Here is a 12,332-nt window from a genome sequence, read left to right as displayed (position 1 = left end):
TAACTGCGACAGCAGCAGCCAGCCTATTGACAGTTGCTCCCGTTTATGCTACTCATATCTCTTTACCCGTGGGGGCAGAGTCACCATTGACAAAAGTTGCTGACACTCCTCAACCGATGCTCATTGCACACCCTACAAACTTCCTTCTGCCTTCTGCCTTCTTCCTTCTATCCTTTACATCCGTTACAGAATCCGTTGCCGAACTTCCTTCTTCCTTCTATCCTTTACATCCGTTACATCCGTTACATCCGTTACATCCGTTACAGAATCCGTTGCCGAACTTCCTTCTTCCTTCTATCCGTTACATCCGTTACATCCGTTACAAAATCCGTTGCCGAACTTCCTTCTTCCTTCTATCCTTTACATCCGTTACATCCGTTACATCCGTTACATCCGTTACAGAATCCGTTGCCGAACTTCCTTCTTCCTTCTTCCTTCTTCCTTCTATATCATCAATGCCCTTTTTTTCTATCCCAAACTTCTCCAATCCAATAAAAAACTGCAATCCCGCCAAAACTAAATAAAAAATCTTCAATACTAGCAGTACGATTGGGTAAAATCGCTTGCAGCATTTCTTCCGCAGCAGTAAAAATAGTAAAAATTGCGGGCCCGAAAGGAATTGAATAATTAAACAAATTCATATTTTTTTTGCCACTTGCTCTATGGCACAAAAAAGATGCTATTCCGTACAAAATAAAGTGGCCGAGTTTGTCATAAGGCGGATGAGCTAGAGGAAAGTTGACTAATTTCCCCGTACCTGCTAAAAGCATAATACTGAGAAGAATTAAAACGTACACAAAACAAGCAACTATCCAGAATTTTTTTGAGAACTTCATCTTGTTTTTTGCCAATACCGACTAGACACAAACCAAGGCAGCCCAACGCGAAACTAATATCAAATCTGGTTAAGTGCGTATTGTATTTGTAGGCCTCTGCCTAGCAGTAGCAGCCGCTCAAATTTAATTTGTTTTCACTGTCAAAACTTGCGGCGGCGACGCATCGGGCGGATAAATAAAATCCACTTCTACAAGCCGCTTTTCTCCCGATTTCATCTCTAATTTCACCAAAGGTTCCCCCTGCTGTCCCCGCCGCTGCACTAAATGCACGTACCGAGTTTGAGGCACTTTATTGTCATCAGTATAACGCACTCTGACAGTTCCCCTAAAAAAAGTTTGAGGTGCAGGAGGTTCTAAAAAACTAAGTCCTCCTGAAGTTAATTTGTCTGTCTTAATTGGAGTTTGAATCGCGACAGTTACAGTTTGATTTTTGCTGGTAGAATTGTACAGCGGTAAGCTGAGACTGTATTGAATTCCGTAATTGCCGTGGGCGCGGTATGCTGTATCTGGGTAACGGACTAGCATCTTCGCACTTTGCACTTGATTTGTGCCCAGCATTCCGCGCGGGAGGCTGCTTAATGGGTAGGAAAATGCTGTTCCGGGTTGGGGAATTGCTAGGTTTGATGCGGCGGGGTTGTCTGAGATAAGTGCTCGCCATTCTGAACCTAATGCTACACCGGCAACTCGGCCGTAAATTATTTGACCTTCGGTGATTTCGGGCGGTGTGGGAGTTCGATCGCGCGGCCCGGCTATATTACTATTGTCTAATAAGTTTTGCCATTCTGCTAAGTTGGGCGATCGCTCGTTTCCCTCTGCGTCAACTCTGGCAAACATCGCCAGACTGGCAACATAGACTATACCATCGCTGCGTAACCGCATCAAGGTCGATCGACCTTGATGCGGCGGTACCAATCCCCGCACCGGTATCGCATGATTCATCAACAGTTGGCTTTTTCCCGGTGGAATAATTAACCCAGGCTCAAAGTCAGACTGTCTCCTTCCTCTGAGAATATCATTCACAGCGCGACTTCCCGGCCCCGCGTAAATATTACTGTTTGAATTATCGACTTGCGGCGGCAATTCAATAAAAGGTGCATCGGGTTGACTGAGATAACTCGCAGCTTGCAATATATCTAATGTTACAGGTTTATTGCCAGGATTATAAACAATTACTCCTTGATACAACGTTCGCAAATCTTCCGGGGAAGGTGCGCGGGCTATGTGGTGGGCAAATATGTCGAAACGTCCTTGAAACGGAAAGTTTAAATGTGCCGCCGGAAATCTTTTACCATCTGGGGGAAATGTCGAAAGCAAAATTCCTTCTTGCAGCACTACTTCTGGACTGTTGCTGTTAAATACTGGTATGTTGTCTAACTGTCCGGGGAGAGGTCGCACTTCTTGGATTTGGAGGATTTCTTGAGGTGCGGGAGGGGTTTGGGCTAAGGGGATGATTGATATAATTGGCAGCATTTTTGAGAGGAGTTTTTTTTACCGCAGAGGGCGCAGAGGGCGCAGAGGAAGAGAGGGAAGAGGAGAGGATGTGAATATTTGTGTCAGGGCGGGTTTTGTACGGATATTTTGCTCAGTTATAGCAGATATTGGGATTTTTACCTCGCCCACTGTTGTAATATGTAATTGTAAAATTTGGCGGTGTCTACTTTATCCATTGCTTGAATTTTTCGTCCTCCTATTTTAACTTTTGTGCGTCCTTGGCTGATGCCTTCGGTAATAATTTCTGTTTCCCATTCTCGCAGTTGGTAAAATTCGGGATGCGCTAAATAAGCGGTTGCCAAAATGTCCCAAAAATAGTAATCTTGAGATATTGCTAGGGCATAACACTGTCCTGCTAAGTCGGAAATTGGATATTTGCGCTGTTTTGCTAAGAGATTGGAAAATTCTACAGTTAGCGGTACATTATTAGTGATATCTAAAGGACACATGACAACGGGAATTTGGGTTTGCCAAATTCTATCGATTGCTATCGGGTCCCAGTAAGCATTCCATTCCGCCGACATATCTTGTCCGGGTTCCATATCTTTGCTAACATTGCCGATAACATTGAGGGCGCCTCCCATCCAGACAATTTCTTGAATTTTGCTTTCAATTTCTGGCGCGATATCTAAAGCTTGCGCTACTGTTGTTAACGGCCCCGTTACCATTAATGTGACTGGTGCGGCTGCATCTCGCAAAACTCGCACCATAAAGTTTTGTCCGGGTTCTGATATTAACGGCGTGTCAATGGTTCCTTTTTCATTTAGAATGGGAAGTCGATCGACTGCAAAGGAATCTCGCCGAAATAACACCGGAAATGGGTTGAGTCCCCGCACGGTACTCGCCGCCACCGGAACTTCTGAACGCCCCATCAAATCCAGGATTTTGCGCGTTGCACTCACCGCAGGTTGAATGTAGCAGTCCGCAGGAGTTACAATTACTCCCAGAGTTTCGACTTCCTCCATTGTCATCAGCAACACGACTGAGAGATAGTCGTCAACTGCACCGTCGTGATCCATTAGTACGAGTTTTTTGGACATTTTGCTTCCCCGGTGACTGAATTAGTGTAAAGTACAAATATAATTTTTTTTGTGCGAGAAACACAACTGCCTCAACTATATGAATACAATATCACCTTACGGTTCTTGGAAATCACCTATTTCTTCCGATTTAATTGTTTCTGGAACTGTCGGACTCGGACAAATTGCTATTGACGGCGATGATATTTACTGGGTTGAGGGAAGGCCTTCGGAAGCGGGAAGAAGCGTCCTCGTGCGGCGCAATCCTGACGGTACAATCAACGACGTGGCACCGCATCCTTTTAATGTTCGCACTCGCGTTCACGAATACGGCGGCGCTTCCTTTGCAGTGGCTGGCGGTGTTGTCTATTTTTCTCATTTTGCCGACCAACGTATTTATTCTCAAACATTAGATTCTCAACCCCAACCTCTGACACCTGCTGCTAATTCTCGCTATGCAGATGCGATAATTGACAAGCAGAGAAATCGCCTGATTTGCGTGCGCGAAGACTATGCAGGTGAGGGCGAACCTGTCAATACTATTGTTAGCATTAATTTAGATAACGGCGAAGATATTCAAATCTTAACTCAGGGCAATGATTTTTATGCTTCCCCTCGTTTAAGTCCAGACGGTTCTCTACTTTCCTGGATTTGTTGGAACCATCCAAATATGCCGTGGGATGGCACAGAATTGTGGGTAGCAGAAATTAATGCTGACGGTTCTTTAGGTGAAAAATACTTGGTTGCTGGCGGGGTTGAGGAGTCAATTTTTCAACCGGAATGGTCGCCCGATGGAGTTTTGTATTTTGTTTCTGACAAGTCTAACTGGTGGAATTTCTATAGAACCGTCAATCCCCGCTTGCCGAGGGAACAGCAAGAGGTCGAACCTCTGTGCGAAATGGCGGCTGAATTCGGACTTCCCCAGTGGGTTTTTGGAATGTCTACTTATGCCGTTGTCTCGGAAAGCAAAATTATTTGCACCTACACTCAGCAAGGCCTGTGGTATTTAGCGAGTATTGATTTAACGACAAAGCATTTGACAACTATTGACACGCCTTACACTGATATTTCGTCTGTCAAAGCGCGGGGAGAAACAGTTGTTTTTCTGGCAAGTTCGCCGACTGAATCTACTGCTATTGTCCAACTAAATTTAGCAACAAGCCAACTAGAAATCTTGCGTAAATCAAGCAATTTAAGCGTCAATACGGGTTATCTTTCTGTACCGGAACCTATCGAGTTTCCCACGGAAAACAATTTGACTGCTTTCGGTTTCTTCTATCCCCCAAAAAATCAAGATTTCGCAGCGCCTGCGGGTGAAAAACCGCCGCTTGTTGTGAAAAGTCACGGCGGCCCAACTGCTGCTACTTCTAGCAGCATGAATTTGAAAATTCAATATTGGACGAGTCGCGGTTTTGCCGTGCTCGATGTTAATTACGGCGGCAGCACTGGTTACGGCCGAGAATACAGAAAAAGACTGCAAGATAGTTGGGGAATTGTCGATGTTGATGACTGCGCTAACGGTGCTAAATATTTAGCTCAAAAAGGTTTAGTTGATGGGGAAAGAATGGCGATCGCCGGAGGCAGTGCAGGGGGGTACACCACTCTGTGCGCTCTTACTTTCCGCGATGTGTTTAAGGCCGGTGCGAGCTATTATGGAGTTAGCGATTTGGAAGCTTTGGCAACGGATACTCACAAGTTTGAAGCCCGCTATCTGGATGGATTAATCGGGCCTTATCCTGAAAGAAAAGATTTGTATGTACATCGTTCGCCTATTCATTCCGCCGAACGTTTATCTTGTCCCGTTATCTTCTTTCAAGGATTAGAAGATAAAGTGGTTCCGCCCAATCAAGCGGAAATGATGGTAGAGATATTGAAAGCTAAAGGTTTGCCGGTTGCTTATGTTGCTTATGAAGGGGAACAGCACGGTTTTCGCCGCGCTGAAAATATCAAAAGAACTCTTGACGGCGAATTCTATTTCTATTCGCGGGTGTTTAAGTTTGAGTTAGCTGAACCTGTGGAGGAAGTGGTGATTTTCAATCTTTAGAAAACATTAAGTTTGCAGGTGCTGGGTCTTCCCTAAAACGCACCTGCAAGCTTTATCATAATTCGCAAATTTTAAAGGTGATTTACTTCACAAATTTTGCTGTTTACTATCACATCTTTAAAGGGAGTACAGCTTAAAATTTTATAGTGCGATCGCCTTTTGTTGTTGCAGAAACGCCCGATCGCGATCGTCGAGTTAGAGAATCAATTACTATGCAAACTCCTGTCCACCTGATTCCATCTGCTTTGGGCGAGCTGTTTGCCGAAGTGAATCAAAATGGCTACATTACTCTAGCGGATAGGTACGGTTTGATGGCTGCTATTTTGGATGAAACTTTGACTGAGGAAGACAAACGCTCGATCGATCGCCTGCTGCGCTCTGTGTGCCGAGGAAAGATAAAATTAGTTAACGAATTGTCTATGATTAGGTAAGTGCCGATAATTTTACTTGACTGTAATTTTAAAAATATCAACACTCAAAAAAAAGCCCCAATTGTCTCGTAATTGGGACTTCCATCGAGGAAAATCTTTTTAATTTTTCATCGAGATAGGACTAAGGCAAAAAAGGTTTGGCGCGCGAATTATAGCGCCATACGGTTCAGTTAAAACTATTTATTCCGGGCGAGATCCCCCTAAATCCCCCTTAAGAAGGGGAGTAGGGGTTGACTTTGAGTAATTTCTTGTCCCCCCCCTTTTTAAGGGGGGCTAGGGGGGATCGAGCTTAACTGAACCGTATTGAATTATAGCGGTAGGGTGTGCAGTGCACACCTTACATATAGAAGTTTTGCGTAACTGCTGAACAAGTTTAACGTGCAGGTATAGTTGTCGCCAACTGTAACTTGCTCAAACTTTCTTCAGGCTGAAAATCCATGTGATAGGTGAGTGCCGAAGGAATCCCGAGTACGCAGCACGGAAAATTATTCCCTAGTTCCCTAACCAGCCGATGGTTGCCAGAATCGCAGCCCAAGAAGAGTAAATTTGCTGATTCTAATTCAACCACATTTCTCAGTTCTGTAGCAACCCGCCCGATGCGTAAATGAGCTTTGAATAAACCGCGCCATTCCTCAGCCAAACAGCGCGCTTGCCACAGCAACTTATCTGCTACTTCGTACTCATTCTTTGGACCAAAAATTGCTTGGAAATAATGCGGATCTAGCCAAGTTTTCGGCTGGGATATCGATGGGATTTCGGTTGGTAAAGCGATCGCAGGCGCTGCACAGTTAAGGGCAAATGCTTCCTCTAACTCCGACACTTTCGGCTTGGCAGCCAAGGCATTTCCCACAGCAACTTTGCAAGTATCTTCTCCGTAACTTTTGGGCGCTTCGTCGATCACGTAGACAACTTGAACCGTGACTTCTTTAGTTGTTACTAAACGAGTTTGATGCGCCATCCAAAGGGTAATGTCCAGAGCTGTTTGACTTTTGGGAGAACTGTTGTAACCGACAATAAAATTGACTGTTTTTGCCTGTTGTGGAGATTTTAATTTCTTAGAAATTGGCACTTTTGGCTCCGGCAGCAATACCATTTCTTCTGCTAAATTTTGGTATCCCAATGCACTTTCAAAACGCGCTAACATTGTTTTGAGATTCACAGGCTTGACCTCTCTTAAGTGAATTGTTTGGTCTGTCCGTCGGGCGTTATTCGTCTTGGGTAAAGTAGCGATCGAGAAAATTCAAAGCATAGTTGCGGAGTTCGTAATACTCCTGGGATTCCCGCAACTCTTGGCGATCGCGCGGGCGCGCAAACGGCACTGACAAAATTTCACCTATCGTCGCAGCCGGGCCGTTTGTCATCAGTACAATGCGATCGGACATATATATAGCTTCATCCACATCGTGAGTAATCATCATTGCAGCTTGTCTGTGATTTTCCCAGATATCCAGCACCTGTTTCTGCAACTTGCCACGAGTCAGAGCATCCAGCGCTCCAAACGGTTCGTCCATTAATAACATTTTCGGTCGAATCGCCAAAGCTCGCGCAATCCCAACCCGCTGTTTCATGCCTCCTGAAATTTCGTCTGGATATTTATCGGCTGCTGCCGTTAAGTTTACCATTGCTAGATGTTCGTTGACAAGACTAATCTTCTCCGGGCGGCTAAGACTTCGCAAAACTTCATCAACGGCCAGCCGAATATTTTCCCGCACCGTCAGCCAAGGCAGCAATCCGTAGTGCTGAAATACCATCATGCGATCGGCTCCCGGTTTGCGAATTTCTTTTCCTTCCAGTGTCACCATTCCCCTGCTCTGTTTTTCCAAACCAGCCACTATTTTTAGCAGCGTTGATTTGCCACACCCAGAGTGACCGATTACCGAAATAAATTCGTTTTCTCCAATACTTAAATTGATATTGTCCAAAACGCTAAATTCGCTACCGTCCGCATTTTTATACGACTTGAACAAATTGTTAATTTCCAGAAATTCAGGCTGCTTCTTGACTTGGTTGCTGGCTTCGATAGAAGTAGAAAAGTATTGAGTCATGGTATTCTCCTAAAAAGTAGTAAAGTGTTAATGGAATTTTCTTGCTATTGCCTAAATCCTAAAATTGGGCAGTCGGTTTCAACCGACTTTAGCTATTAGCCAGGGAATAAATTCCCTGGCGGGACATTAGGAAAAGCGCAACATCTCAAACATTAAGACTGAAAAAAAGACTGAGGGCGGTTGGCTCGAATTTCAAAACTCTTCAAATAACCCACCGGATCGCTTGGATCAAATGCCTTTTTATCAATGAAAAGTTCTGCAGGTTCCACTTGGTAATCCTCCTTCGGACAATCGATCCCCATTTCGGCAACAATCTTGCGGTAAAGGTCGGTTCTCCAAGCTTTTTTAGCTAATTCCTCAGCATTTTTTGGCACTTCCTTAATCTGTCCCCAGCGAGCGGCTTGAGTCATCAACCAAATACTCTGAGACTGCCACATAAATGTTGAATGATTTCCCGGTATTTGAGGCAAATTCTTAGGAATGTCATAGAAAATAGTTGCATCTTCCGATTGTATGGTGCGGTCTTTTTCGTCAAACCCTCCATAGTTGTAGTCGCCAACTATTGCCGGTCGCGTAAATTTGTCGATCGCCCCTTTTTTCGGTTTCGCCCCCGTAAACGATCGCTCAGTCAGCAGCGCCGATATTTCACTGCGATTTTCCGGCTTGCTGCAATACTGACAAGCTTCCACCATTGCCTTAACCAGCGAGTAATAAGTCTTCGGATTTTCCTCAATGAATGATTCCATTACTCCCAAAAGGCGATCGGGATGTCCCAGCCAAACTTCCTTGCCTTGCACGAAGGTAAAACCCACTCCCAAATTGCCTTGAATTGCCCGCGTATTCCAAGGTTCGGCCACCATGTAAGCCTGCATGGCACCAATCCTGATGTTCGTTACCATCTGCGGCGGCGGCACAATAATTACCCGAAATTCTTTGAACGGATCGACACCGGCAGCCGCCGATATGTAGCGGACAAAGTATTCGTAAATCGCAGAACTCAGAACCACTGCCCAAACTCTTTTTTCCGGCGGCTGACTGTCAAAAAAAGCGCGAAATTGTTTGCCAAATTCTTCCAAATTACCGTTGTATTCGTGCCACGGGCGTAAACCGGAATCCCACATAGCTTTGTTCATCGTCATGGCGTTGCCGTGGCGGTGAATTGTCATTGCCGCGCACAGGGGTGCGTGGCGCGCTCCTTCAGCGCCAACTCGGGCGTTTGTGACGGCGCCGGATACGACTGGGGAGGCGTCGAGGCGGCCGAAGATTACGCCGTCGCGGGAGGTTGCCCAGCTTGCTTCGCGGTTGAGTTGGACGTTTAAACCGTATTTGCGGAAAAAGCCTTTTTTCCAGGCGATCGCAAATGGTGCACAATCGTTAACCGGCACGTATCCTACGGTTAAATTTGGTTTTTCTAAGGTTCGGGAATCGACAACCGGCTTTACGGCTAAGGCTTCTTCTGTGAGTCCTTTTGCCGATCGATCCGCGCTAATTGCACAACCAGATAAAGCCATACCCGCCGCCGCCATTCCCATCCCTTGCAAAAACTCTCGGCGGTTCCATTCATTGGAAAACTTGTCACTCATATTTAATTTGACTAATGACTGTTGACTGTTAACTGTTGACTGTTAACTGTTGACTGTTGACTGTTAACTGTTAACTGTTGACTGTTGACTGTTGACTGTTGACTGTTGACTGTTAACTGTTGACAACTGACAACTGACAACTGACAACTGACAACTGACAACTGACAACTGACTAATGATTAATGACCGATCGATGCGTTACCAATTCCTGAACTTTGTCAACTGCAGCGTCGAGCAACAATCCAGTTAAACCAATTACCAACACCGCTAAAAATACCGAGCTCAGATTCAAACGGCTCCACTCATCCCAGACAAAAAAGCCAATTCCCACACCGCCTGTCAGCATTTCCACCGCAACAATCACCAGCCAAGCAATCCCCAAACTAATCCGCAAACCTGTAAAAATGTATGGCAAACTCGCCGGCCAAATTATTTTGGTAATCCGCCTCCAGCGCGGCATTTCCAACACTTGCGCCACATCCAGATAATCCTGGGAAACGCTAGAAACTCCCAAAGCTGTGTTGATAATTGTCGGCCACAAAGACGTGATGAATATGACAAAAATTGCCGACGGCTCTGCTAAATTAAAAATCGATAAAGCTATGGGCAGCCAAGCTAGCGGCGACACCGGTTTGAAGATTTGAATCAGCGGATTGAGCGCCATCATTGCCGGTTTCGACATCCCGATGAGAAATCCCACGGGAATCGCCACTGCTGCACCTAGCAAAAATCCCACCAACACCCGTCGCAAACTCGCTAGCAGCAGCCAGCCAATGCCTAAATCTCCCGGCCCGCGCTGATAAAATGGATGCAATATGTAATCTAAATTAGCTATTAACGCCTGATAGGGAGTGGGAATCAAATCGCTGTTGAAGCTGGCAACAATCCACCACACACCCAGAATTCCCAAAAAACCCGCAGCAGGTAACAAAACCGCATCTCGGATGACAACGGGTTTGACCCTCTTCCACGTTGCAACTCCTGCAAGTGCGATCGCAGATAAATTAAGCTGTATGAACATTTCAATCTCCTTCAGAGTCAGGGCAGGTACAAGAATCTTGAACAATACCAACCTGAGACACTGACGAAGCCAAACAATCTTTTTCAGAACATTTGGCTTTTCAGTCTCTTCTCAATGCCTGCGAAGTTAGCTGACGGGCTAGGACTGAGAGATGTCCTTCTCCTTAGATTTCAAAATCAAAAATTACACTCTAATTTGGCAATTTTTAACTTTGCTTTTTAATTCTCTAGAGATTCGCCCCGAAAATTGGTTCCTCCGCTCCAGCCACACGCTTGGTTCGATCGCGCGGTGCTCGATTAGGCTTGACTTTTTAAGCCAATTTCAATAAAGGTAGCACGAGCATTTCATTTTGTCAATATGTCTTGAGGAGTAGCTATTTGCGATCGGCAAATCTCCAAAGTTGAGAGAAAATTCCAAAAGTTAATTAATTAAACTCACCTAGAGAGATAAAATGCGATCGGCCACTTCTTTCTCTACTTGAGCCATGAGAGACTTTAGCCTCGCGCTGCAAGATCGAATTGACATAATTATACAAAACTGGATCGAAGCTGTACGCTCCGACGACCAACTCGAAACCGCTAAGGAACTCACCTACAATGGCGTGCGCGACAGCGTTCCAATGGTACTGCAAGCGATCGTAACGATGCTTTCCCAATCCCAAGAGAGCGACATTCGCACACTCGTAGAAAAAAGTTTAGAACACGGAACTCTCAGGGCAAAACAAGGCTACGACGCCGAAGAAATTGCGCGGGAATACCGCTTGCTGCGCTGGGTAATTTTCGAGGCTTTAGAGCCAGAATTGTTCAAAGCCTCTGCCAGAGAAGTCAGCAGAGCTTACCGCTTAATTGACACGGCGCTCGACGAAGTAATTGCTAAATGTTTCCAAACCTTTACCCAGGAAAGATTCCAAGAACTAAAGGATTTGCAAAACCAATTGCAACTTACAAATCAAGAACTGACTCGCTTAGTTCGCGCCAATCAAGAGAACTTATCTCACTTAGCTCACGAATTAAAAACTCCCCTCACCTCTATTATCGGCTACTCAGATTTATTTTTGCGCCAGCAACAAATTTATTCCGAAATTAAAGGTTCTGTTCCCAATATAGGACATATTGATAGAGTCCTCAACAGCGGCCGACTGTTGCTGAGATTGATTAACGATACTCTGGAAATTTCGCGGTACGAAGCCGGACAAATAAAGTTACAGCTAGCGCCAATCAGCCTGCCAGAGGTACTCAACAATGTTGTTGAAATAATCGAGCCTTTAGCGAAAGCCAAAGGTTTAGAGATAGCTGTTGAGTGCCATCTCTCAGACGATCAAGTGGTGACAGATTGCTTGCGCTTGCAGCAAATTATCACAAACTTAACCAGCAACGCCATTCGCTACACCACAGCCGGTACTGTTACAATAAAAAGCGAAATTTTGCCAGCAGATAAATATTGGACAGTAACTGTCTCAGATACAGGAATTGGCATTGCTCATGAAGACTGCGATCGGATTTTTCAACCCTATTTTAGAGCCGACAACTCCCTGAGTGCTGGCATTCCTGACAGTACCGGCTTAGGGCTAGCAATTGTCGCTCGATTAGTCAAGCTCTTGCAAGGTAAAATCGAATTAGTTTCTGAAGTAGGAGTTGGCTCGTCCTTCACTGTAATTTTCCCCTTAGAATTGGATGGATTTTAGATGCTTTAGTATTACCTACCAATTTTTCTTCCCTCTTCCCTATGACTTCTTCCTTCTTCCTTCTTCCTTCTTCCTTCTTCCTTCTTCCTTCTTCCTTCTTACTTCTTCCTTCTTCCTTCTTCCTTCTTCCTTCTTCCTTCTTCCTTCTTCCTTCTTCCTTCTTCCTTCTTCCTTCTTC

Annotated in this window: 12 protein-coding genes and 1 riboswitch; of the genes, 3 read left to right on the top strand and 9 right to left on the bottom strand. The window is 45.1% G+C overall.

All coding sequences use genetic code 11. The features are described from left to right. Positions 1-319: 319 nt before the first annotated feature. From QUB04_RS25595 to QUB04_RS25580, 4 genes are all read right to left on the bottom strand, one after another. Positions 320-487: a hypothetical protein gene (locus QUB04_RS25595; RefSeq protein WP_333288727.1), complete on the bottom strand. Its 168-nt coding sequence runs from the start codon at positions 485-487 to the stop codon at positions 320-322. Then, on the bottom strand, positions 453-836 hold the full coding sequence (locus tag QUB04_RS25590; RefSeq protein WP_333288725.1) for a VanZ family protein: 384 nt from the start codon (positions 834-836) through the stop codon (positions 453-455). Before QUB04_RS25590 ends, QUB04_RS25595 begins: the two co-directional genes overlap by 35 nt. A gap of 123 nt (positions 837-959) precedes the next feature. Beyond that, on the bottom strand, positions 960-2,306 hold the full coding sequence (locus QUB04_RS25585; protein WP_333288723.1) for a DUF3370 domain-containing protein: 1,347 nt from the start codon (positions 2,304-2,306) through the stop codon (positions 960-962). 137 nt (positions 2,307-2,443) lie between these two features. After that, positions 2,444-3,367, bottom strand: a complete 924-nt coding sequence (locus tag QUB04_RS25580) for a nucleoside hydrolase (protein ID WP_333288721.1) — start codon at positions 3,365-3,367, stop codon at positions 2,444-2,446. 79 nt (positions 3,368-3,446) lie between these two features. Between QUB04_RS25580 and QUB04_RS25575 the strand changes: the two genes are divergently transcribed. Together QUB04_RS25575 and QUB04_RS25570 are read left to right on the top strand one after the other, a co-directional pair. Then, positions 3,447-5,390 (top strand): S9 family peptidase, encoded by a 1,944-nt coding sequence (locus QUB04_RS25575; protein ID WP_333288719.1) that lies wholly within the window; start codon positions 3,447-3,449, stop codon positions 5,388-5,390. Between the two features lie 212 nt (positions 5,391-5,602). Then, a complete protein-coding gene (locus QUB04_RS25570) occupies positions 5,603-5,821 on the top strand; it encodes a hypothetical protein (protein WP_333288776.1) in 219 nt (72 codons plus the stop codon). Between the two features lie 373 nt (positions 5,822-6,194). On the opposite strand, the gene QUB04_RS25565 is transcribed toward QUB04_RS25570, so the two are convergent. From QUB04_RS25565 to ntrB, 5 genes are all read right to left on the bottom strand, one after another. After that, on the bottom strand, positions 6,195-6,980 hold the full coding sequence (locus tag QUB04_RS25565) for a universal stress protein (RefSeq protein ID WP_333288718.1): 786 nt from the start codon (positions 6,978-6,980) through the stop codon (positions 6,195-6,197). Between the two features lie 46 nt (positions 6,981-7,026). Then, positions 7,027-7,866, bottom strand: coding sequence for a nitrate ABC transporter ATP-binding protein (locus QUB04_RS25560; protein ID WP_333288716.1), 840 nt, complete (start codon positions 7,864-7,866; stop codon positions 7,027-7,029). Positions 7,867-8,018: 152 nt separating this feature from the next. Further along, a complete protein-coding gene (locus QUB04_RS25555) occupies positions 8,019-9,449 on the bottom strand; it encodes an ABC transporter substrate-binding protein (protein WP_333288713.1) in 1,431 nt (476 codons plus the stop codon). 11 nt (positions 9,450-9,460) lie between these two features. After that, positions 9,461-9,610, bottom strand: coding sequence for a hypothetical protein (locus QUB04_RS25550; protein WP_333288711.1), 150 nt, complete (start codon positions 9,608-9,610; stop codon positions 9,461-9,463). 11 nt (positions 9,611-9,621) lie between these two features. Beyond that, positions 9,622-10,470: a nitrate ABC transporter permease gene (ntrB, locus tag QUB04_RS25545; protein ID WP_333288709.1), complete on the bottom strand. Its 849-nt coding sequence runs from the start codon at positions 10,468-10,470 to the stop codon at positions 9,622-9,624. A gap of 100 nt (positions 10,471-10,570) precedes the next feature. Next, a riboswitch (cyclic di-AMP (ydaO/yuaA leader) is annotated at positions 10,571-10,783 on the bottom strand. A gap of 171 nt (positions 10,784-10,954) precedes the next feature. Between ntrB and QUB04_RS25540 the strand changes: the two genes are divergently transcribed. Beyond that, positions 10,955-12,154: a HAMP domain-containing sensor histidine kinase gene (locus tag QUB04_RS25540; RefSeq protein ID WP_333288707.1), complete on the top strand. Its 1,200-nt coding sequence runs from the start codon at positions 10,955-10,957 to the stop codon at positions 12,152-12,154. Positions 12,155-12,332 lie beyond the last annotated feature (178 nt).

The organism is Microcoleus sp. D2_18a_B4, from assembly GCF_036702475.1.
GTDB lineage: Bacteria > Cyanobacteriota > Cyanobacteriia > Cyanobacteriales > Microcoleaceae > Microcoleus.
Note: the sequence above shows the minus strand (reverse complement) of the source record. Positions and strands in the feature narration are given on the sequence as shown.

Bases quoted from the DNA above. Each gene is read 5' to 3' on its own strand.
- QUB04_RS25590 (WP_333288725.1), bottom strand. From the start codon at position 836: ATGAAGTTCTCAAAAAAATTCTGGATAGTTGCTTGTTTTGTGTACGTT.
- QUB04_RS25585 (WP_333288723.1), bottom strand. From the start codon at position 2,306: ATGCTGCCAATTATATCAATCATCCCCTTAGCCCAAACCCCTCCCGCA.
- QUB04_RS25580 (WP_333288721.1), bottom strand. From the start codon at position 3,367: ATGTCCAAAAAACTCGTACTAATGGATCACGACGGTGCAGTTGACGAC.
- QUB04_RS25575 (WP_333288719.1), top strand. From the start codon at position 3,447: ATGAATACAATATCACCTTACGGTTCTTGGAAATCACCTATTTCTTCC.
- QUB04_RS25570 (WP_333288776.1), top strand. From the start codon at position 5,603: ATGCAAACTCCTGTCCACCTGATTCCATCTGCTTTGGGCGAGCTGTTT.
- QUB04_RS25560 (WP_333288716.1), bottom strand. From the start codon at position 7,866: ATGACTCAATACTTTTCTACTTCTATCGAAGCCAGCAACCAAGTCAAG.
- QUB04_RS25555 (WP_333288713.1), bottom strand. From the start codon at position 9,449: ATGAGTGACAAGTTTTCCAATGAATGGAACCGCCGAGAGTTTTTGCAA.
- ntrB (WP_333288709.1), bottom strand. From the start codon at position 10,470: ATGTTCATACAGCTTAATTTATCTGCGATCGCACTTGCAGGAGTTGCA.
- QUB04_RS25540 (WP_333288707.1), top strand. From the start codon at position 10,955: ATGAGAGACTTTAGCCTCGCGCTGCAAGATCGAATTGACATAATTATA.